This is a genomic window from bacterium, from assembly GCA_035559435.1.
In the GTDB taxonomy this organism is placed as follows: Bacteria; Zixibacteria; MSB-5A5; order WJJR01; family WJJR01; genus JACQFV01.
The window spans coordinates 107,113-129,962 of the sequence record DATMBC010000017.1 but is presented as its reverse complement, the minus strand read 5'-3'; the positions used below and the strand labels follow the sequence as shown (position 1 = coordinate 129,962).

Annotated in this window: 14 protein-coding genes and 1 tRNA gene; 8 read left to right on the top strand and 7 right to left on the bottom strand. The window is 64.6% G+C overall.

Going from position 1 to position 22,850, the window contains the following annotated elements; translation table 11 throughout:
* Positions 1 to 1,193: dockerin type I repeat-containing protein (locus tag VNN55_01760; protein ID HWO56269.1), on the bottom strand; the 1,193-nt coding region annotated here is incomplete at its 3' end.
* A 363-nt stretch (positions 1,194 to 1,556) separates the two neighbouring features.
* On the opposite strand from VNN55_01760, the gene VNN55_01755 reads away from it, so the two are divergent.
* A tRNA-Glu gene (locus VNN55_01755) sits at positions 1,557 to 1,631 on the top strand.
* Positions 1,632 to 1,807: 176 nt separating this feature from the next.
* Positions 1,808 to 5,347, top strand: coding sequence for a CHAT domain-containing tetratricopeptide repeat protein (locus VNN55_01750; GenBank protein ID HWO56268.1), 3,540 nt, complete (start codon positions 1,808 to 1,810; stop codon positions 5,345 to 5,347).
* Here VNN55_01750 and VNN55_01745 read toward each other — a convergent pair.
* Both VNN55_01745 and VNN55_01740 read right to left on the bottom strand, forming a co-directional pair.
* Entirely contained in the window at positions 5,344 to 6,156 is an 813-nt protein-coding gene (locus tag VNN55_01745) for a zf-HC2 domain-containing protein (GenBank protein ID HWO56267.1), read from the bottom strand. The two genes, VNN55_01750 and VNN55_01745, sit on opposite strands and share 4 nt — an antisense overlap.
* 10 nt (positions 6,157 to 6,166) lie before the next feature.
* Positions 6,167 to 6,763: a sigma-70 family RNA polymerase sigma factor gene (locus VNN55_01740; GenBank protein ID HWO56266.1), complete on the bottom strand. Its 597-nt coding sequence runs from the start codon at positions 6,761 to 6,763 to the stop codon at positions 6,167 to 6,169.
* 419 nt (positions 6,764 to 7,182) lie between these two features.
* On the opposite strand from VNN55_01740, the gene VNN55_01735 reads away from it, so the two are divergent.
* The 4 genes from VNN55_01735 (at position 7,183) to VNN55_01720 (ending at position 11,908) form a co-directional block, all read left to right on the top strand.
* Positions 7,183 to 9,519 (top strand): hypothetical protein, encoded by a 2,337-nt coding sequence (locus VNN55_01735; GenBank protein ID HWO56265.1) that lies wholly within the window; start codon positions 7,183 to 7,185, stop codon positions 9,517 to 9,519.
* A 264-nt stretch (positions 9,520 to 9,783) separates the two neighbouring features.
* Positions 9,784 to 10,293, top strand: coding sequence for a hypothetical protein (locus VNN55_01730; GenBank protein HWO56264.1), 510 nt, complete (start codon positions 9,784 to 9,786; stop codon positions 10,291 to 10,293).
* A 142-nt stretch (positions 10,294 to 10,435) separates the two neighbouring features.
* A complete protein-coding gene (locus VNN55_01725) occupies positions 10,436 to 10,981 on the top strand; it encodes a sigma-70 family RNA polymerase sigma factor (protein HWO56263.1) in 546 nt (181 codons plus the stop codon).
* A gap of 45 nt (positions 10,982 to 11,026) precedes the next feature.
* Positions 11,027 to 11,908, top strand: a complete 882-nt coding sequence (locus VNN55_01720) for a zf-HC2 domain-containing protein (GenBank protein HWO56262.1) — start codon at positions 11,027 to 11,029, stop codon at positions 11,906 to 11,908.
* Between the two features lie 15 nt (positions 11,909 to 11,923).
* Here the strand turns inward: VNN55_01720 and VNN55_01715 are convergent, their stop codons facing one another.
* Entirely contained in the window at positions 11,924 to 14,575 is a 2,652-nt protein-coding gene (locus VNN55_01715) for a CHAT domain-containing tetratricopeptide repeat protein (protein HWO56261.1), read from the bottom strand.
* Between the two features lie 337 nt (positions 14,576 to 14,912).
* On the opposite strand from VNN55_01715, the gene VNN55_01710 reads away from it, so the two are divergent.
* Complete coding sequence (locus VNN55_01710; GenBank protein HWO56260.1) at positions 14,913 to 15,344, top strand: hypothetical protein; 432 nt, start codon at positions 14,913 to 14,915, stop codon at positions 15,342 to 15,344.
* 157 nt (positions 15,345 to 15,501) lie between these two features.
* Here VNN55_01710 and VNN55_01705 read toward each other — a convergent pair whose 3' ends face one another.
* From VNN55_01705 to VNN55_01695, 3 genes are all read right to left on the bottom strand, one after another.
* Positions 15,502 to 18,570, bottom strand: a complete 3,069-nt coding sequence (locus tag VNN55_01705; GenBank protein HWO56259.1) for a CusA/CzcA family heavy metal efflux RND transporter — start codon at positions 18,568 to 18,570, stop codon at positions 15,502 to 15,504.
* A 9-nt stretch (positions 18,571 to 18,579) separates the two neighbouring features.
* Positions 18,580 to 20,085 carry an efflux RND transporter periplasmic adaptor subunit gene (locus VNN55_01700; GenBank protein ID HWO56258.1) on the bottom strand — a complete coding sequence of 502 codons (1,506 nt, stop codon included), beginning with the start codon at positions 20,083 to 20,085 and terminating at the stop codon, positions 18,580 to 18,582.
* A 116-nt stretch (positions 20,086 to 20,201) separates the two neighbouring features.
* Positions 20,202 to 20,513, bottom strand: coding sequence for a hypothetical protein (locus VNN55_01695; protein HWO56257.1), 312 nt, complete (start codon positions 20,511 to 20,513; stop codon positions 20,202 to 20,204).
* A gap of 419 nt (positions 20,514 to 20,932) precedes the next feature.
* Between VNN55_01695 and VNN55_01690 the strand changes: the two genes are divergently transcribed.
* The gene (locus VNN55_01690) at positions 20,933 to 22,837 is read left to right on the top strand and encodes a PAS domain S-box protein (protein ID HWO56256.1); all 1,905 of its coding nucleotides are present in this window, start codon (positions 20,933 to 20,935) and stop codon (positions 22,835 to 22,837) included.
* Positions 22,838 to 22,850 lie beyond the last annotated feature (13 nt).

Genomic DNA, 22,850 nt, shown 5'->3' with positions numbered 1-22,850 from the left:
ACAAACCGCCAATTCCCCTGCGGAGCCGGTCCCATGCCGCTGACATAGGCCATGAGGCAGGCAATATCCGCCGCGTTGACCTCGCCATCGACATTGACATCGGCGCAGTAGGAACCCGGATAGATCGGCAGACCGGCGTCCAGCCAGCAGACATCGGCCAGATCGACGATGCCATCATCGTTGACGTCGCCGCGCGCAAACCCCGCCCACCGGGCTGCCCGCTGCGCGACCGCCATCGCATTGGCTTCGATCGTCGCCGGATTGTTGGATGTGCCATCGACGAAGAACATTGCCTGGTGAATCGCGGCCATGCCATGCGGCGGCAGGGTGAAGGGCGGGTTGATCAGCGCGCCGCTGGGATCCGACATGAAATCCGCGCTGCGTGTCGGTTGTTCGCGGACCGTCTTCCACCAGAAGTATGCCATCCCGACGCTGTTGACCCAGGTGATGCAGGGGCAATAGTCCCATTGACAGCAAGAGAGGAGATCCCAGACCGCGATGCGATAGGCGGGATTGCCGGTTGGGTCACTGCCGGCGTAGCGGGAAGGTTGATCGGGATCCAGCATTCCGCATGCGGTCCCCGGCGATTGCGTGTCCCAGACGAAGTACCCATTGCAAGCATCGGAGTATCGCCCGGTATTGGCGCCGCCGGCGATGTCCCAGTCGCAATACGTGCCCGCATGCCAGGGACCTTTGGGCCAATCGTCGCGGTTTTCCAGTTCCCAGCGAAAGAGCACAAAGTCCCCATACGGGGCCGCCGCGCTGGAAACCACCGTCTGCGTCACTGTCACTCCGGCCGCCGGCGGCAGCGACGACGATGTGTCGACCAGCGTGTCGGAGTAACTGGCCACCACGATCTCTCCGGTGATTGGCAGGGGCTGGCCGGGGCACCCCTGGGTGCGGATTTCTCCGAGCGGCACATCGACCCACTTGTCGAAACCGCAGCGCCCGGCGAACGGCACCAGGTTCGGGACAAAGAGCTTGTAGCCGTAGAGCGAGGCGCGAAACACCACTCCCGACTCGTTTGAGTCGGCCGCGAGGATGAAGCTGCCCGAGTAGATCGGTTGGTCGCCCGGCGAGGAGCCGCAAGTCCACGCAAAGTCATCCAGCGACGCATCGCCCAGCGAGCCATAATTGTGGATCTGCAAACGGCCGCAGCCGAAGGCCACCCAGGCGGTATCGGCTGCGTCCACCGCCGCGCAGGGGAGAGTGCGCGCCCCAGGGGTTGAATCCGAGGCCGCCGCCTGTGTGGAGATCGCGCCGCCAATCAGGCACGCTGAAGCGATGATCAAAATCCCGGATCGATGCAATGAATGACGCATGGGAGTCGCCTCCCGTCGCAAAAAACCGTTGTCGCAAAATCTCAAGAGTCAATATACCCCGCGCCGCCGTGATGCAGGAGTCCCCCGGGGGCTTTTTGACATCTGCCAAGTTCGCGATGGTCGCGCGAGCATCCGCCCACGGCGCCGCGATCCATACCCAAAGTGGGCCTTGATTTTGCGGCCGGAAATCGTCGATATTTCCGATACCGGATGGATCACCAACCATCCGGCCACGGCGCTATCGTCTAGGGGTTAGGACGGATGGTTCTCAGCCATCAAACCGGGGTTCGAATCCCCGTAGCGCTACCAATTTCTCCCTCAACAACTTGGCGCAGTTCCCATCGCCCGCCTTCCCCGACCGAAAGTCTCCGACTTTTGGGCGGTTTGGTTGTATTTTGGGTGTCGTCCGCCGTTTGCAGGCCCCGAGACGGACATCGTGCAGAGACATTGTGAAGACTCCCCGCACTATAGCGCGGCGGTGCGGCTTGGCGGCTTTGGTGTCGCTGGGCTGGCTGGCCGTCCTGGCGCCGGCGGCGGCCGGGCAGCCGCCCTCCTGGGCGGTGCGGCTGGAGTGGGCCGATGCGGTCTCGCACCAGGGCTATGCCGATTCGACCTTTGCCGACCGGGCGCAGGATTCGGCGTTGGGGCTGGCGGAGGCCATCCTTGTCGAATTAAGCGCCGCGGCCGTCTGCGATTCCGCCGCCTGCCGCCAAACGCTCGCCCTCATGGGGGACTTTGCCTTGCGCGATCGCGACTATGCGCGCGCGCTGGCCTACTGGGAGGAGGCGGGGGCCTACGGCGGCGCCGCTGATCTCGACTTGTCACTTCGCCCGTGTCTGCTGATGGCTGTCGGCGCCGACCAGATTCTCGACGGCAAGCCGGCGCAGCGAGCGCGCGAACGATGCCGGCTGCTGAGTGAAGATTGCCCTCCGGATTCACTGGAACTGTTGTGGCGGTTCACTCATCTATGTGAATCCAACTGGCTTTTGGCCGACGTGCAACGGCTTCACGAACGCATCGTTGCGATCCAAACCGCCCATCCCGACGCCGATGCCCGCTGGGCCATCCGCTCCCTCGTGACATTGGCGGAGTTCGCCTCGAAACGACTCGGCATTCCCCACACCGCCAACCCCGTGGCCATGCAGGATTCGGCGATCGCGCTGGCTTCGCATGCCCTCGAATTGGCGCGCCGGCGCTATGGCGTCACCGACACCCTATTTGCCTACGTCGCCGACCGTCTCGGCGACTACCACGCCCGTCTGGGCAAACGCACGATCGCCTGGGCATTGTGGGATTCGGCCTGGACCGCCAACCGTCTCCATCTGGCGCCGGAGCACATCGAGCATCAGGGCAATCTCGACCGCATGTGTTCGGTGCGGCGCGCGCAGGGACGGTATCAGGAAGCCGAACAACTGGCGTTGCAGGCGTTGGAGCTGCGCCGCAAGGCGCGTGGCGAAGGGCATCCCGAAGTCGCTTACATGCACATCAATCTCGCCCGTATTTACCACGCCACCGGGCAGTACCGCCGGGCCGAACGCGCCTACCGTGAAGCGTTGCGCATCCGCGAGGCGGCCATCGAGCGTTCCGCGCCGCTTCTGGCCGAGTCGCACCGCCAGCTGGGGCAACTCTACTTCGACGAGGGACGCTACGCCGAGGCCGATGAGAACTTCCACACGGCGATTGCGTTGACACGGGAGTCGCTGGGCGAAATGCATTCGCTTTCCGCCGCCTGTCTGCGCGATCTGGCCTCGCTTCAGACAACCTGGGGCCGTCCGGACGATGCCGCCGCGGCGTTGCGCGAGGCGGTGGACATCCAGTCGCTTTTCCTTGGACCCACCCATCCGGCGGTCGCCGCAACATTGGAAGACCTGGCACGGGTGGAGCTGCTCCTCGGCCATCTGGCGCCGGCCGATTCGGCGATCACCCGCGCGCTGGCCATCGGACGCGAGAATGCGCTGACACAGGGTCCGCCGTCGCCGGCGACGCTGTCCACTCAGGCACGCGTCTGTCTGGCCGCCGGACAGCGTGACGAGGCCGCGATCGCCATCACGCAGGCACTGGCGCTTCGTGACCTGTCGCCCGCCGCTCCCAATCCTGAACGCTTCGCCGATCTGACGCTTTTGGCGCGTATCGAGACCGAACGCGGCAACTGGGATCGGGCGGTGACCGCATATCGCCAGATCTTCACTCTGGATTCCAGTTATGGCGGGCTGAATCTCGCCGAGCTGGCCGATGCCCGCGAGCAATATGCGCGACAGCTCATCGTGCGCGGCGATGCGTCGGCCGCCATGCCGCTGGCCGCCGCCGCGCTGGATCTGCGTCTGCGTCTGCTCGATGAGGGAGGACGCGTCTTAAGCGAGCATCAGGCGCTGCGCTTTGAGCAGGCCATGCATCGCACACGTGACGTGCTCTTGTCGGCGTGCCTTACCGCGGGGGCATTGACCGATTCGACAACCGGCTTGCTGCTGGCCGCCAAAGGGGCGGTCTCCAACCGCATCTTCGAGCGCGAACGCGACACCCGACGTGCCAGCGCCCCGGAGATGGTCGCCCTGCGCGATTCTCTGCACTATGCGCGGCATCGTTTGGCCACGCTCTATCTGCGCGGTCCGGGTACGCTGGCGGCCGCCGAGTACACGGCGTTGGTTGACAGCGTTCATCATGCCAAGGAAGACCTGGAAGATCGGCTGACACGCCGTCTCGGAACCCTGGCGGCGGTCCCTTCCGCGTCGCGTATCACGGTCGCCGGGGTGCGCGCGGCCATGCCCGCCGGCGCAGCGCTCATCGAGTACTTCCGTTTTGCCAACGCGGCCGCCGAAGGACGGGAGGAATACGCGGCGCTGGCGATGCCGCGTTCGGGCGCTCTGCGGCTGGTCGCCCTCGGCGCGGCGGAGTCGATCGATTCGCTGGTGGCCGACGGCCAATCACACATGATTGCGTTGAGCGCGCAGGGCGCCATGCCCACCGAGAGTGATCAGCGGCAGTACACAACTCTTGCCCGCGCCCTTTACGACCGCATCTGGCAACCGCTTGCCGGCGCGATTCCGGCGGGGGAGATCATGCTGGTTGCACCCGACGCGTCGCTGCATCTGGTATCGTTCGCATCGCTGGTGGATGCCGACGGCCGGTTTCTCATCGAGAGCACGCCGCTGCATTATCTCGCCTGCGGGCGCAGCCTGCTCGATCCGCGCGGTGCGGCGTCCGGGACCGGCGCACTGGTGGTCTGCGATCCGGATTTCGACGCTGATGCGCGTCTGCGCGCGCAGGCGCAACCGGCCACCGTCTGGGCCGCGTCCACCGAGGCGCCCTCCGACTTTGTCACCCTGCGCGCCTCCTGCGATCTGCTGACCCAGCGTCAACTGGCGCGTCTGCCCGGCACCCGCTCCGAGGCCGATGGCGTGGAGATGGCCTGGCGCGCGCAATCGTCCGAGCCGGTCGAGGTGTTCGCCGGCGCCGCCGCTTCCGAGGAGAATGTCAAACGCCATGCCCGCGGACGGCGGGTGCTGCATCTGGCCACGCATGGGTTTTATCTGGGCGATCGCTGCCGCCCACACCCGGTGGCCGGTGAGACGGGTCCGTTTGACGCCATGATCGGGGAGAATCCACTTTTGCTCAGCGGGCTTTGCCTAGCCGGGGCCGCCTGCCGCGCCGACGCCGGACTGGAAGACGGGCTTTTGACCGCCGAAGAAGTCGCCTCGTTGCCGCTGGATGGGGTGCGCTGGGCGGTTCTCTCCGCCTGCGAGACCCGCCTGGGGGCGCCACGCAGCGGCGAGGGGATCTTCGGTCTGCAGCGGGCGTTTCAGATGGCCGGCGTCGGCACCGTGATCAGTTCACTCTGGACGGTCTCCGACCGGATGACCTCGTCCTTCATGCGCCGTCTCTATGCCGGCTCGCGCGACAATCTGCCCACGCTCATGCGCGATTCCCAACTGGCGACCATCGCCGAGTTGCGCCGTCGCGGCCAGCCCGACCACCCCTATCTCTGGGGCGCCTTCGTTGCGGTGGGGGCGTGGGAACCGCTCGATTAACGCTGGGTGGACAGACGAAACGGGAAGTAGGCCACATTCGAATCAGCCGCGGCGCCGCGACGCGACTCCTTCACCACCAATTGCCAATCGCCGTCGGGGATATGTTCCGCGTCGAAGCGGACCAGCAACCGGCCGGGCTCGGGGAAGTCGATCTTCATCGCCTTCGCCAGGGTGGTCTGGCCCTGCGCATCGGTGATGTACACGGTGTAATCGTTTTCGTCGCGCAGGTGATAGAAGGGCACGGCAAAGCGCAATACGTCCGCTCCCGAGGGGCGCGTGATCGCGCTTGGCGACGCATCGCCGCGCCGCGCCTCGGCCAGTTGATAGACCGGCGCGGAGCCGCCTCCCGTGTCCTCGGTGACCAGCACGCGGAACCCGACCATCGCCAGCAGACAGGCGGCCGCGGCATAGGCGGCCCAGCGTCCATAGCGCACCGTCAGCCGGTGGATGACGCTCTCGGTTTCGACCCCTCCCCCGACCGAGCGCCGCAGTTCGTTTTCCATCTCCTGCAGGATGGCGATTTCGCCGGCGCAGTCCCGGCAGCCGGCGAGGTGGGCGGCGATCCGTTCGGCGATCCCGTCGGGCAAAAGCGACGGGTTGCGGTAGTACAGGGCCAGCACATGCTTGGCCGGGTGCGACGCGCGGCCCGTGTCGCCGGAGTAAGCGAGCAGTGACATGGTCTTCACGCTGTCCCGGCACACGCCGCATTCCTGCAGGTGTGCCTCGACCCTCCGAAGATTGTCGTTGTCGAGATGCCCGCTGAAATAATCCGGCAACAGGGATGCGATCTCGTCGTTACGGCATTCCACGTTCGCCCCCTCATTCCTCATAGTGCCCGTAGGGCGGCTTCTGGTACAGGATCTCCCGGACAAAATCCAGCGTCTGCGCCCGCCGGATGCAACGCGACACCGCCGTCGAGACGGCGTTTTTTGTCATTTTGCGGTGGTCGGCGATCTCCTGGTCCGACCAGCCCAGCGCAAACTTCAGGGTCAGAAGTTCACGGCAGGTCGGGTTGAGCGCGGCGTAGATCTTGGCCAGCAATTGCCGGTGCGCGGCCTCGCGATGCTGGTCCCCGGTCAGCGGCGCCGGCAGTGTCTCCAGGACCTCGGCATCCGGCAGCGGCGCGTTGTGACGCGCCCGCTGGACCGCCCGCATGACCTTGAAGCGCGTCATGCCATAGATGTAGCTGTTGAGCGACTTCAGGGTCGTCCCCTGAAACTGCCCTGCCTGCAGGTTTTCCAGTAGACTCTTGAGCGTGTCGGCGACCAAGTCCTCCCGCTCGGCGGTGCGCGCCGAGTACCAGAGATCGACCAGACGGGCAATCTGCCGCCGGATGATCTGGAACTGGGTGGAGTCGCCGCGCAGGAACCCGGCGATCACCTGTTCCAGTTCGACATCGCGGTTACCGGGAGGCATGCCTGACAGCGTCATTCGCGGTATTGATGTGCCCCAAAATCAGGTTACTGGCCGGAGATCACTTTCGTACCGCAATTTTAACCACTGATTGGCCCCGCCGCAAGTCCGCATTGCACAATGGGTAACAGCCATGTGGCCGCGACAGCCGTCAAGCGCCCGTCTCGCAATGTGTAACAGTTTTCCTCGCCGATGCACCATCTGACAGGAATCCGGATGATTCCGGTCGCGTGCGGGTGACCGCACGCGCCGCGCAGGCAGGGACGCCGGTCTTGCCGTCGCAGTCGCGTCCGAGAGTCGCCAACAATGCCAGAGTCCTTGTGGCGGAGACAATCCGCACGGCCGTGGTCTGTCCGCCGCGGGACTCTGGGCGAGATGAGACGATTCACAATGCACCCAGGGACCCAACAGGAGGAACCGCAATGCGCTGTCGCGATCTGTTCTCGTATCTGGCCGGAACCGCGCTGGTCCTGACGACTGTCTTGGCCTATGGCGCCGCCGCGCCCAGCAAACTCAGTTACCAAGCCGTGCTGCAAACGGCATCCGGCGATCCGGTCACCGCGCCGGTCTCGGTCACATTCACCATCTACGACGCCGGCAGCGGCGGCAACGCGGTGTGGACGGAGACACGCACCGTCACACCCGATGCGGCGGGGCGTGTCAGCGTGCTCTTGGGCGACAACACGCCGATCGCGGATGCGGTCTTCGCCGGCGCCGATCGCTGGCTGGGCATCCGAGTGGGCGCCGATCCCGAGATGTCGCCGCGCACGCAGTTGGCGGCCAGCGCCTATTCGCGCCGTGTCAGCACCGTCGACGGCTCCACCGGCGGCACGATGGAGGGCAACCTCACGTTGCGTTCCACAGCGGCCTTCGACAAGGACGCTGAAGCGGCGCAGGCGGCGCAGCTGACCCTGGTCAGTCTCGCCGGCGACACCATCATCGTCGGCCCGGCCGATCAACTGGTGTTCCGCGCCACCGATGCCTCCGGGACGGAATTGATGTCGGCCACCGTCTCCGGCCCCAATGGTCCCACGCTTGGCATTCGCGATCAGGGCGGGAATATCTCCCAGTCCAGCGCGACATCGACTCGATGGTCCACCGGCGCCGGCACCAAGGACATCAACGCCATGCAACTGCGCGCCGAGGCGGGACGCGACGGATATGTGATTTACGGCACCGGACCCGATGACACCGTGCTGTCGCTTTACAGCGGCGCCGAGGGTGGCCAGTTGGAAATGTTCGACTTCTCCACCGCCAAGGCCGCCTCGACCAGCCGCGGTTTCTTCTCGGCCAAGGGATTCCGCATCCGCGATCTGGCGACCGGCACCGACTTGTTCGAGTACAATCCGCTCTCCGGCCTGGTCGTGCGGAAAGCCGGAACGGCGGAAGTGCTGACATCGGTCAACCCGAACACGGGTTTGGTTTCCACAACCAGCATAAATGTTTCGGCGCGCGCGCTGAATCCAAACAAGGACGTGCAAGCATGCGGTGACGGCAATCCAAGCGACTTGGGGCCCATCACATCAGAGAACAATGCGGTGGGACCGGACAACAATTTGTCCACCGCGATCAGTTCATTCGCTGTTGGCGAATGCAATACCATCACCGCCACGACCTCGACCGCGTTTGGTAAGAACAACACACTATCGGCCGACAACACTGTTGCGATCGGCGAAGACAATCTGGTTGGCTCGCAACGCTCGTCGGCGATCGGTTACAGCAACAGCGTCTATGGTGGCAATGCGAATGTGGCCTTTGGGACTGATCACTTCCTCGAGGGGGCGGGCGATTGCGCCATCCTTGGCGGTTCGGCCGACTCAATCCGCTTTGCGAACAACACGGTAGTCTCCGGTCGCTTCAATTTAGTAGTCGATTCCGGCGGCGGCGCCTTCCATTGCGTGATCGGCGGCGGGTACCTCAACACGATTCGATTGACCGATGATCCGGAGCCGAATCCGGGAGCGGCGACAATCGGTGGCGGATCTCAACACCTTGTCACGCGCACGTTTGCGACAGTGGGCGGCGGCCAGGCCAACCGTGTGACCGCACGACTCGGTACGATAGCCGGCGGCGTGGATTGCGCGGTCACCGGCGAAGGCGGTTTTGTTGGTGGTGGATCCTGGTCACTTGCCGAGGGGCCATTCTCCGTGGTGTGCGGTGGCGGAGAGACGGGCAACAGCGTTGAGCGCAACATGGCGCGTGGCCTGGCCGCAGCGGTTGTCGGAGGTCGCCGTAACATCGCGGACGGTGATTTCGCAGCGATCCCCGGCGGCAACGCCAACGAGGCTCCAGGTGATTACGCGATGGCGTCCGGCCGCCGCGCCAAGGCCAATCATGATGGTTCATTTGTTTGGGCCGATCACAGCGACGCGGACTTCTCATCGAGCGGAATGGATCAATTCCTCATCCGCGCTTCCGGCAACGTAGGCATCAACACCAACACGCCGACCAGCGCCCTGCATGTCAACGGCCCGATCGCCACGCATGTGGCCACCTTTGCGGGCAGCGCGACGTTGTCGTCTGCCAACAGCGTGGCCCTGGTCAGCAGCACCCCCGCGACCATCACGATCCCGGCCGCGTCGACCTGCCCCGGACGACAGATCACGGTCAAGAAGATCGACGGCGGCCCCGGCGCGGTGACCGTGCTCAGCGCCGGCGGCACCATCGACGGCGCCATCATCTATTCGCTCTCCGCGAGCAATAAGTACGTCACGGTCGTCAGCGACGGCGCCAACTGGTTTGTGATCGCCAACAACTAACCGCGGGATAGCGACGCCAATGACACGAGGTGAATCATGAAGAAATTCGGCCTGCTATTCTGCGTCCTCTCGCTCGGGGCGGCGGTGAGCGTGGCGGCGGCGGTCAAAAAAGATCCGCGAAACGTTGCTCCGCCCGCCAACCTCCGACCGGTCGAAACGGTACTTGAGATGGGAGCACCAGATACGGATACCCGCAACTCCCCGTCAGTGTCTCCGGATCTGGCCGATTCGACGGCGCCTTCCAGGGAGGGACTGGCGCCGTCGATGATATCTGAACCGGCGCCGTCTGAGGTCAACGAGTTCCAGTCACCGGCGGCCGCCTACCAGATCAACTGGCAGGTGGTGTCGATCGGCGGCGACGTGGCCACCAGCGCCGGCTATTCATCGCATCACATCCTCGGACAGGACGTCATCGGCATGACCGACAACACGACGACCTCGGCGGGTCAGGGGTTCTGGTACGGCGCGACGACCGGCGGCTCCACGCCCACCTGCGCCTGCGACTGCCACGGCGACCCGGCCTGCGACGCCGTCATCGCCAACATTCAGGATGTGGTGCTCACGATCAATGTCGCCTTCCGCGGCGCGGCGGCCATGAGCGATCCCAATCCGCTCTGTCCGAACGATCGCACCGATGTCGGCGGCGGGCCGAACGGAACCTGCGACGGCGCCACCAATGTCATCGACGTGGTGAAGATGGTCAACGTCGCCTTCCGCGGCGCCAATCCCGCCACCGAGTTCTGCCTGGCGTGCCCGGCATCCGCCCCGCTTTGACCACCCATGCATTCTGATCACGCCACGGGCCGGGGGGTACCCCCCGGCCCGTGGCCGTTTCCGGGCACGGGCTTTGGGCAATTGCCCGCCGGCCGCCGATCCCCTATTTTCCCCTCTGCTGTAGTGGTCCGATTCGCACCTGATGATGTCGATACCGTCGCACGACGAAATCGTTGCGCGCCTGCGGGACGGCGACCCCGAGGCGGCGAAACTGGTGTATGGCTGGATCGTTGACACGGTCCGCTACCTCACCCGCGGCTCGGCCCTCGATGCCGAAGACCTGGCCGGCGAGTGCTTCCTGGCCGTGTTCAAGGGCGTGCTCGACGGCAGTTACCGCGGCGCCGGGCTGCGCGCCTATATCCAGGTGATCTGCCGCAACAAGATTGGCGACCGTTGGCGCGAAGTGCGCCGCAATCCCGATGTCAACCCGGCCCAGATCGACGAGGCCTCCGATCCGGCGCCCACCGGCGATGAACGCCTGCGGTCGGTCCTGCGCGCCATCCGTCTGCGCCGCGTCTGGGGACAACTGAACGCCAAGGACCGGATGGCAGTGGCCATGTGGGCGGAAAAGCGCGATCTAAGGGACATCGCCGCGGCGCTGGATGCCAGCTATGGCGCCACGCGCACCCGTATCTGCAAGGCGGTGAAGTTCTTGCGGTCGCTGGCCGAACAGCGGCAAAAGCCATGAAACAGCCGTCATGGACCGCCGACTAAACCTGAGGGTTGCCATGCGATGAGCCAGTCTGCCGACCATAACGAGATCATCGACCGCATACCCGAGTATGCGGCGGGCGCTCTCTCCGCCGCCGAGCGGGGCGAAGTCGAGGCGCATCTGGCCGGTTGCGCCGATTGCCGGCAGTGGCTCGAGGAATGCCGGACCGTGTTTGCCGACTTGATCGAAGTCGAACGGCTGGAGACCAGCAGTCACCCGAGTGCGGAACGGCTGGCGCTCTACGCCGCCGATGCCTCACGATTGCCGGCGGCGGAGCGCGAGCAACTGGGCATCCATCTGGATTTCTGCGCGCCTTGCCGTGGCGAACTGGCCACCTACAACGAATTGAATCAGGCGGTGCGAGTCCCCGCGCCGGCACACACCCGGCCGGGAGGACTCTCACGTCTCCGACGGCTCCTGTGGCATCCGGGGGTGGCCTATGCCTTGGCCGGCGCGGCGGTGTTGATTCTGGCGATCCTGCCACTGTCCCGCATGATGCTCCGCAGCGACATCGAACCTCCCGCCACTGCCACCGATGCGTTGGAACATGTAATCCGTTTGCCAGAACAGACCCGCAGTTCGCTGGCCGCCTGGCGGATTGAAGTGGAGCCGGAGCAAACGACAGTCCGGCTGGGACTGAAGTTCCCCTATGAACCCGGGCGGGAGTATGTCGCGTCCGTGGTCGACGACGATGGCCGGACACTGTTTCGGGCGCCGGTCTCGCGCACGGCGGCCGAGCAGGGCTTTGCGGTGATCCGTCTGGCCACCGCCACGCTGGCCTCCGGCGACTACACCGCCGCCATCAGCGCCGCCGTCCCCGGCGGCGACATAGACAGACTCAGAGGCTCTGCCGACGAGGCCGACACATTCCGTGTTTTCTATCCGTTTACGATTATTCGCTGACCGCTTGCGATCCGCTCACCGGGCGCGCCAGTCGCCGTAGGCGACATACGGCGCCCAGAGGAAGGGATCGGTGGGACGTCCGGCCTGCCGATCCTTTTCGATTTGGTCCCTGGCGTAGTCGCGCAGGATGTCGGCGATGCGGCGATCGGGCTGGCTGAAGATCCGGTCCATCAGTTCCATCGACGCGGCGTCGGTCACCGGCCAGAGGGCGCTGACCACCTGACGCGCTCCGGCCAACTCGAAGGCGCGCGCCAGACCGTAGAGCCCCTGTCCGTTGGCCGGCTCACCTGTGGCGGACTCGCAGGCCGAGAGCAAGACGAGGTTGGTGCCGCGCAGATCGGTGGCGGCGACCTCCTGGGAGGTCAGGATGCCGTCCTCCGCTCCGGCCTCATCGGCGCCCTTCCCATTCAGATTCGCTCCCGCCAGCAGGAGCCCGGAATACAAAAGCGGGCCGAACTGGTACCCGCCACTGGCGGACAGTATCGGGCCGCGGCAGTCGTGTTCCACGAAGTATCCATGGGTCGCAAGGTGAAGCACGCGATTTCCATGCGCCAGGCGTTTGAATTGCTCCTCGTTGGCCGCGGCCTGCACCAGGGTGCGTGCCGGACCGCCGCGTTGCTCGCTCCAGCGCTGCGCCGACCGTTGGATCTCCCGTTCGGTGTTCGGCAGCGGCGGCAGATGCAGACTGTCCAGCCGCTCGCAGAAGGGACGGATGTTGCGCACCGCGTACTCCACCGGTTCGCCCGTCAACGGCGACGCTTCCTGGTTGTCGAGCACCGCCAGCCGTTCTTCGGGCAGGGCGTCGAAGTCGGGGTTGCCCAATGCGAAGAGACCGGAACCGACCATCGACTCCCGTCGGAACCGCAGGAGATTCCGCGCGGCCGGGATGTATTGAAACGTGTGATCCTCGATCAGGTAGCCGCTGCTGTCGCGCAACATTCCCGCGGGCAGAAGTGACGCATATAGATCGGGACAAAGTAGAACCATCTCATTCGGTCGCACGAAACGCTCGATCGGACTCCACGTCTGCGTTGTATATGCCAGACTGAGCGAATCAAACTCCTGCCATGACGGCGCATCCCAGCTTGCCTGCCGTGAACGTTGTTGCAGCAGGGTGCTCAACCGATTTACTTGGTAATGCGTGCTGTCTGCATTCGCCAGATGGGTGAATCCTCGCAAACCTTTGCGGTCGAGGATGAACGCGGCAAACCGCGACTGCTCGCCATAGACTTTCGTGTTCGTCAGCATGTACCAATAGCCGAATTGATTGACGAAGCAGGCGCCGTCGGGAATCGCCGCGCAGACCGAATCGAGGTTCACCGTCCAGTAAGCCGAATCGCCGGCCGCCAGCCGCCGTTCGGCCAGCTCGGCCAGCAAGTCCTGCTCCACCCGTGTCAGACTGTCCTGCATCCGGCGGACGGTGGCGTCCATCCCCATCGGATCGCGGTAGTGCACCGCGGCGCGTTCGGCGCGCACATCGGCCAGATGCGCCCCCAGGCGGCGCATCGAATCATCGTCCTGGGCGCGCAGGAACTGATTGCCGAAGTAGGTGTTGTCGCTGGCGATGCCTTGGTAGGCGATGACCATTTCCGCCAGCCGGCGTGTCGCCGCGGCGCCCGGGTTGGGGTGTTCGAAGTGGGCGGCAGCGTATCCCGACATGGCATAGTACAAGACCATGGTAAAGTCGTAGGCGGAGCGATCCTCCAGTTGCAGCGAGGCGCGGGTGAACCTTGAGTGGGCAATGGCGAACATGCGCTCGGCCTCGCGCATGGCCTCGGCGGGACGCTTCATGAAGCGGTACAGATGCGCAATCCAGCCGATGGTCCCGGCGACGTCGGGATGGTCGATTCCCAGATGGCGAACGAGGATTTCTTCCGATCGCCGGTAGTGCGCCATCGCCCGGTCGAATTGCTCCAGGTAGATATAGGCCCGTCCCAGATTCGCGTGGATGTACCCGGCTTCGAGATGGTCGGGACCGAGTGTGCGCTCGATGATGGCCAGGGCCTTGTCGCCATGGATCTGCCCCTTGTTCCCATCGATAAGGTTGACCGCCAGCCCCGCAATGTGGTTGTGGATGGCGGCGCACACCGGATGGTTCTCCCCGTAGGCGCGGGTGGCCACCGCAAGCGCCGTTCCGAAGAGTTGATCGGCGGCGTTATACCCCCCCCAGCCACGCATGTTGAAGGCAAGCGCCGCATAGGTCAGCGCCAGCTCCTCGGCTGTGACCTCGTGGTTCTTCACTTGAATGTCCAGCGCGCGGCGTGCATGCTCTTCGCCTTCGTTGAAGCGACGCTCGGCGCGTTCCAGTTCCGCCAGTGACCGCAGGACTTCGGCCGCCCGCGGATGCTCGGGGCCGCCGCCCGCCTCCGCCAGACGCAGCGCGCGCAGGTACAGCCGCTCGGCCCGCCCCAGGTCGCCGCGCAGAAACTCCAACCGTCCCAGCCCGTTCAGAATGCCCGCGACCGCCAGCGGCTCCCCGCCCCGTTGTGTGATTGCATACAAAAGGGCCCATTCGTAGGTGCTCCGCGCCGCCGCAAAACTACACAGGCGGAGTTGGACCCCGGCGAGTCGGGCGTAGACTTCGGGCAATCGCTCCGTGGAAACACGGCCGGATTCAAGTCGTGACGTGGCAACGGCGTAGAGCGACTCGGCACGCGGGTAATCCAAGGCGCGCTCGGATGCGTACGCGTCCGCCAGGATGGAATCGGGGTGGGACTGAACGTGCAAGTTGGCTTGCGCGTCGCCGCCACTTATTAGCAGGGCTGTACCTACGAAGAGGGCACCAACGAGAGAGCCGCAAGGCATGGACCACCTCCGGACGCGCAATCCATCAAGGCAGGCAAGGTTGAGTCGGCGAAAAATTTCCTGGTAACACGGGCCGTGTCTCCCAGACAGAGCATACAGCGATGTTCATTGGCAAATATGGCGGCCAGTGAGCGTCCTGTCAAGGTGTCAACAGTAGCAGGTGATCCAGTCAAAACCTTATCACGTGGGAGGTAGTGACATGAGTCTGTCGCGGTGCTTCTATGTGGCCCTCGTGGTCTTGCTGTGCTCCGGACCAGCATTAGCCCAATCATCGACTCCGTCCCCATCGAACGCCAGTGCGCTCGAAAGCGAGATCGCATCGCTCGAAAAACAACGACGTACGGGCATTTACATGGCGGCAGGAGGCACGGCGCTGAGCTTCCTGTCCCTGGCGTTGGTTCCTTCCAGTGACATAGACTACAATACTGGAAAAGTGTCGGAAGACAGCTGGGTCCCCTTCTACTTGGTGTTGGGAACCGGGTCCGTATTGTCGATCGTCGGAGTATATAAGTGGTTTAACGCATCCCAGGATCTCGGCCCGCTGAAGGCCAAGAAATACGGTTTGGAGTTCACCCCGACCTTTGACCTCCCGCACCGCAGTGCAGGTATGATGCTGTCGATGCGATTTTAATTCATTGCGGTTCGCCCACGCACTTCACACCCGACCCAAATCAAGGAGAACTCGCCCGGAAGCTCCGGGTGAGTTCTCTCTTGGGCAGGGGATCTTGGCATGAGCGGCTAATTCCCGCCATCCGAGTTTCGTCTAAGTCAGTGTTCAAGTTGCTTGATCACATCTCCCCCTCCGACGTGCGGCCGAACACCCGGTACAGCACCGGCAACACCAAAAGCGTCAGCGCGGTCGATGTCAGGATGCCGCCGATCACCACCGTGGCCAGCGGACGCTGTACCTCGGCGCCGACCTCATGCGAGAGCGCCATCGGGATGAAACCGAAGGCCGCCACCAGCGCCGTCATCAGCACAGGGCGCAGGCGCGTGACCGCGCTCTCGCGGATCGCCGGTTCGAGATCCATGCCCTCCGCGCGCATTCGCTTGATGGTCGAAACCAGCACCAGCCCGTTGAGCACCGCGACCCCGGAGAGCGCGATGAATCCCACCCCGGCCGAAATGGAGAAGGGCATCCCGCGCACCGCGAGGGTGACAATCCCGCCCAGTACCGCCAGCGGCACGCCGGTGAAGATGAGGATGGCATCGCGCACCGAGCGATAAGTCCAGTAGAGAAGCCCAAAGATCAAAAGCAGCGCGATCGGCACCACGATCGCCAGGCGTGTGCGCGCCCGTTCGAGGTTTTCAAACTGTCCGCCAAAGCGGACAAAATACCCCGGCGGGAAGGCGATCTCCGCGCCGATGCGCCGACGCAATTCGTCGACAAACGAGCCGACATCGCGGCCGCGCACATTGCATTGCACCACCGCGCGCCGCTTGCCCCATTCGCGGGTGATGGTCGAAGGCCCGGTTGAGACCTTCGGGATGGTTACCTGGTCCATGGTGACCAGGGCGCCGGACGGCGACACGATCGGAATGCGTTCGATGTCCTCGGGCGCGGTCCGCCAGGCGGGCGCCATCTTGACGGCCAGATCGAACCGCCGCTGGCCCTCGTAGACTTCGCCGACTTCGATCCCCCCGAAACTCTCCGTGTAGTTGAGCACATCGCGCGCCGAAAGCCCATAGCGCGAAATCCGATGCCGGTCGACCGCCACGTCAAACTGCGGCTGTCCGGTCAACTGCTCGACGGTCACATCGGCGCTCCCCTTGATCGTTTCGGCCAGCGCCGCGATCTCATCGGCTTTCTGTTCGAGAATGTCGAGATCGTCGCCGAAGATCTTGATCCCAACATCGGCGCGGATGCCGGCGATCAGCTCGTTGACGCGCATCTCGATCGGCTGGGTGAAGACCCGGTTCATGCCGGGCAGATCGGCCAGTTCCTGATCCATCAACGCGACCAGTTCGGCCTGATTGCCGGCGCGCGTCCACTGGTCGCGCGGCGTGAGCGTTATGAACACATCGGTCAGTTCCAGCCCCATCGGGTCGGTGGCCAGTTCGGCGGTGCCGGTGCGCGACCAGATGTGCGCGATCTCATCGGGAAACTTTGCCAGCAGGGCGCGCTCAATGCGGGTGCTGTAATCGATCGACTGCTCCAGCGAGACCCCCGCCAGACGCACCAGATTGATCGCGATGGTTCCCTCGGACAGACGCGGGATGAACTCCGATCCCAACCGTGTGAACAATCCGATGCCCACAAGCAACATCACGAGCGCCGTGACCAGCACCGCCCGTCCGTGCCGCAACGCCCAGTCGAGCGCCGGACGGTAGACCCGCTGCAACCACAGCACCAGCCGCGGCTCGCGTTCCTTCGCGCCCGGTTTCATGAAGATCGCGATCATCGCCGGGATCACCGAAAACGACATGATGAGCGATCCGATCAGCACCAGCACCACGGTGAGCGCCATCGGACGAAACATCTTGCCTTCGATGCCCTCGAGTGTCAGGATGGGCAGGTAGACCAGCATCACGATCAATTCGCCGAAGAGCGTGGGCTTGCGCACCTCGAGGATGGCGTCACGGACCACCTGCAGGCGCGAGCGGCCCGCTTCCATCACCGCCAACCGGCGCGCGGCGTTTTCCACCTGGATCACCGCGTTGTCGACCGCCAGCCCGAAGTCGATCGCCCCCAGACTCATCAGACTGCCGGCGATCCCCAGCCGCGTCATCATGTCGAAGGCAAACAGCATCGACAGCGGGATCGCCGAGGCGACAATCAGCCCGGCGCGCAGGTGTCCGAGGAAGACAAACAGCACGGCAATGACCAGGATGGCGCCGAAAAACAGGTTGTGCTGCACCGTGCCCAGAATCTGCCCAACCAGGTCGGTGCGCTGATAGACCACCCGCGCCTCGATGCCCGGCGGCAGCGATTTCCTGGCCTCCTCCAACTGCCGCGCCAGCCGTTCGGTGACATCGCGCGAGTTCTCGCCGGTGAGCATGAAGCCCAACCCGAGGATCGCCTCGCCGCGGCCGTCGTAGGTGGTCGCGCCGCGACGGATTTCGTGCCCGATCACGACATCGGCGATGTCGTGGATGTGCACCGGCGTGCCATCGCGTTCGGCGATCACCAGTTCCTCGATCTGGCGGCGGTCGTTCACGACCCCGACGCCGCGCACCAGCGTCTGCTCGCCGCCGCGAATCATCTCGCCGCCGGGGACGTTGCCGATGTTGGCGCGCAGGCGCTCGACCACGTCAGTCAAGGCGAGGCCGTACTGGACCAGACGGTTCGGATCGAACAGCACCTGGTACTGCTTTTCGAATCCCCCCCAACTGTTGACCTCGGCCACCCCGGGGACCGCCTGCAATTGCGGCTTAATGATCCAATCCTGGATCGTGCGCGCCTCGGTGGGGTCTTCGAGATCGCCCACGAGGATGTAATGGAACACTTCGCCCAGTCCGGTCGAGATCGGTCCCAACTTGGGAGCCGGGACGCCGTCGGGGAGTTCGACCCCGACCAATCGTTCGGTGGTCTGCTGACGGGCGAGGTAGATGTCGATCTCATCGCGAAAGACCAGATTGACCTGCGAAAGGCCATACTTGGAGATCGAACGGACCTCGGTCAGTCCGGCCAGGCCGGACAACTCCCGCTCGATCGGATAGGTGATCTGCCGTTCCACTTCCTCCGGCGCCCAGCCGGGGGCGGACACGTTGACCTGAACCATTACCGGCGACGTGTCGGGGAAAGCGTCGAACGGCAGCCGCGTCAGCGCGACCAGTCCGGCGATCACCAGCAACCCGGCCAAACAGATCATGAGCCAGCGCTGCTGGATCGTGAAGTCGATCAGTTTTGTCAGCACGCGGCGTCCTCAGGATTTGGCATCCAGGCCGCAGCAACCGGCGCCGATGCTGGATTTTTTCAACTCGGTCTTCAGCAGGAAACTTCCGTGCACCACCACCCACTCGTCGGGTTGCAGCCCGTCGAGGACGCGATAGTGCTCCGTGTCGCCCTTGGCCAGCGTGACCTTGCGCGGGCGGTAGCGGTCGGGTGCCTCGCGCACAAACACGACATGGCAGCATCCTTCCCACTGCACCGCATCCTTCGGCACCAGCACCGCGGGACGATCGCCGGCTTCGATAAAGTCCAGGTGTCCAAATTGGTGGGCGCGCAGCCAGCGGGCCTCTCCCACCGGTTTGGCGCGCACGACGCCAGTGCGCGAATGTGGATCGAGGAACTGCGAGACCCAGATCACGCGCGCCTCGGTTCGTTCGAGACTGCCGCCATCGGACGTGAACACCGTCGGCTGTCCGGTCCGGAGGCGCGGCAGATCGGTGTCGCGCACCCGCGCCTCGATCCAGAGATCCGAGGGGTCGGCGACGGTCGCCAGCTGCGTGCCTTCCTCCAGCGCGATCCCCAGAGGCGCGAGGCGCTCGACCAAGGTCCCGGATGCCGGCGCCCGCAGGGCAAAACGAGCGGTCAACTTGCCCTCGCGCACTTCGGCCAGGTCATCGTCGTTGAGGCCGAGAGAGCGCAGTTCGTGCTCGGCGCCTTCGCGGCGCGCCGCGGCCGACCGCGTCTCCGCCTGCGCCTGCTCATAGGTGGCTGCGTCGATCAGATTCCGCTGGAACATCGCCTCCTGACGCGCCTGGGCTTTCTCAAGACGCTCGGCATCGGCGCAGGCCTCGAGATACTCGCCCTTCAAACGCGCCGCCTCGGGGGACTCGCAGAGCGCGAGCATCTGGCCCTCGCGCACCGGATCGCCCGGTTCGGCGAGCCAGTGGATGACCGAAGCGCGTACCGGCAGAGTAAGGATGGCCGCCTGCTCCTGGTCGAAGACCACTTCGGCCGGCGCCTCAATGGCGGCGATCTCCGCCGAGGCGCGCACCGGCTCGATGGTCAGCCCCGCGCGGGTAAAGGTCTCCTGCGAGGCGAATTGAATGATGGCCTGATCGGTGGCGCACAACGGCTGGTTGGCCGGGAAAAAGATCGACACGCCCAATTCCGGCGGCGGCTGGCTGGCGCGCAACGCCGCCTCCTGCGGAAACTCGATCCCCGGATTGCACAACCGGCAGTGCGACTCGGGGAGATCATGCTCGACGCACCAATCGCCGCGTTCCTTGAAGGCGGCGACCAGCGACGGATGGCAGCGAGTGCAGGCCGACTCCGGTACCCGATGCTCCGCGCACCAATCCAGGGTCGCGGCTTCGGACCCATGCAACTCATGGCCGGGGTGTTCGGGGTGGTCGGATGGGGTGGTCGCCGGTTCGGGCGCCGACGTCGAAGTCGGCGGTTGCTCATGACGGTTCAGGTCGAAGGCGGTGCCGATCAGCGCCCCGGCGACCAACGCCGCCAACACAGGAATGTATCGTTTCATCTTGCCTCAATGCCTCCATGATGCCGCCACGGCGGGCGACACGTACGCCCGCACGGACACCGTGCCAAACAGAAGGGTGTGGAATGACGTCGCGGCCCGTTGCCGCGACCGGAGGATCAGGCAGACTTCGGGGGACGGTACAAATCGACGGCCACGTCGAAGGGCAGGGTAAGCGACGGTTCCACCGTCAGCTCGGCGGTCTGGGTGAAGACCGGCGCCAGCTGCGTGCGCGTCGGCAGAATGCAGGACAGGCCGCAGGCGCAATGGCAGGTCATACCCTCACCGCAGATCGGATCGCCGCACTCGTGATCATCCTCGCAGCAGTTCGCTCCCGCCGTGACCAGACAGGTCGCATAACTGGTCCCAATCAGACCAATGAGAAGGAGGCCGATGGCGGCCAGAATCAATGTGTGGCGGAAAAAGCGCATAGTTTCAATCTCTATAATACCTCAGATCGGCGCCGGTGTGCCGAACTAAATTGCCGCCTTTGACCGTGCCAGTTCAACCGATTGCCGGAATTGAATTTACCCGCAATTTGCCGTGGGAACATCGGCAATTGCCTCAAGGGCCATATCGTGTCGCTTCATCCGCCACGTCTGCCACGCGACTCCCCCGCCTGCCGCATCGACCCCGGACCGATCGCTCCCCGCGATCGGTCCGGGCACTTTTGACCTTGCGGACGGAGCGACGCGCCGGAATCGCGTTGACAACCCGCCCCATTCACGGGAAATTTAACAAGGTAGGCGCCCCGCTTGACCTTTGACGTTCCGGCGCGGACTTGGTCCGCGAAGGCGTGCTTCATGTTGGCCATCTGTCCGCGTCCGAGCCCGACTCCCGAGGTTTCATTGTGACATCCGCCCAATCGCGGCATGCCGGCCAGCCGGTCGAGTGGTTGCAGCTGTTGGTGGAGCGCACCAACCAGGTGTATCAGGTGCTGGCGCTGGATCCGCCGCGGGTTCTCTATATGAGTCCGGCCTTCGAGCGCGTCTGGCGGATGCCCGTCGAGGCCGCGCTCGGGGATCCCGAAATCCTGATCGACACAATTCTGCCGGATGACCGCGACCGCGTGCGCACCTACTACAATCAGATCCTGGCCGGCACGTTGGATCACTATGACATCAGCTATCGCATCAAGGATGGCATGGGCGCGGTGCGCTGGATCCGCGACACCGGAACGGTCGTCGATTCGCCGGCGGGCGACGGCCGCCTGGTCATCGGCATCGCCGAAGACTGCACCGAACTCCATCGCTCGGAGCACACGCTGCGCCAGCGGATCGAATGGTTCGAGCTGCTTTCCACCCAATCGCCTGTCGTCTTCTGGACCACGGATCACAAACTGCGTTTCACGTCCTCGCTTGGTCTGGGATTGGAGCATCTGGGCCTGAAGCCCAACGAGGCGGTCGGGATGTCGCTGTTTGAGTATTTTCAGACTCAGGACCATGAGTTTCTGCCCATCCGGCAGCACTTCGAGGCGCTCCGCGGATGCGAGGTTGAGTACGAGCTATCCTGGATGGAGCGCCACTTCCGCACGCGCCTTCGTCCGCTGCGGGGGTCGTCGGGGTCGATCATCGGCGTGGTCGGCGCCGCCTTCGACATCACTTCAACCAAGCAGGCCGAGGCGGCCATTCGCGAAAGCGAGAGAACCTTTCGCACACTGATCGAGTTCAACCCGGACTTCATATTCATTCTCGTCGACGGCAAAACCGCCTATGTCAATGACTCTTTCCTCAAGGCCACGGGCTACGCGATGGAGGAGGTTCTCGGGCGTCCGGCCCTGGAGCTGATTACCGACGAGGACCGAAAGCGGGCGGCCTCCCGGATCCGTGAAGTCCTCGGCGGCGACACACCGCGGCTGAGCGAGTATGTCCTGCGCCGTCGCGACGGCAGCACCATGCCGGTCGAGGTGCTCGGGCAAGTGATCACCTACCAGGGTCGCCAGGCCATCTTCGGGCTCATGCGCGACATCACCCGCCACAAGCAGATTGAGGACGAGTACCGCCGTCACGGCGAGGAACTGGAACGATTGGTGCAGGAGCGCACCTCGCGCATCCGCGAACTGGAACATCAGCGTGCAGAGCAGGAAAAGCTGGCGGCCACCGGACGGATGGCGGCGCGCATCGCCCACGAGATCAACAACCCGCTGGCCGGGATCAAGAGCGCCTTCCGGCTCATCCGCGACGCGGTGCCCGCGACCCACCCGCATCACGAATATGTCGACCTCATCAACCGCGAAATCGACCGCATCGCCCGGGTCGTTCAGTTGATGTTCCGGCTCCACCGTCCCGGGCGCTCCCAGCATCAACGGGTGGTCGTGGCGGACTGCATCCGCGATGTCGTCTCGCTTTTGCGGCTGACCGCCGAAAAGAGGGGTGTCAGCATCGAAACGGGTCCTCTCGACGGGTCTGCGGTCGACTTGCCGGCGGGATACCTGGAGCAAATCCTCTTTAATCTGATTCAGAACGCGGTGGAGGCCTCGCACACCGGCCAGGTCGTCCACATCGACCTCCAGGCCGATCCCTCCGGCCTCGCCATCCGTGTGAGCGACCGCGGTGCGGGCATCGCCCCCGAACTGCACGATCAGATCTTCGAGCCGTTCTTTACCACCAGGACGCACGGTGACGGCGCCGGATTGGGTCTCGGACTCTCGGTCACGCGCAGTCTGGTGGAGTCGGTGGGTGGAAAAGTGGACCACACAGGCCGGCCCGGCGGCGGAACGGTTTTCACCGTCATCCTGCCGGTCGCATCCTCGTGAGCAAGGAGACGAT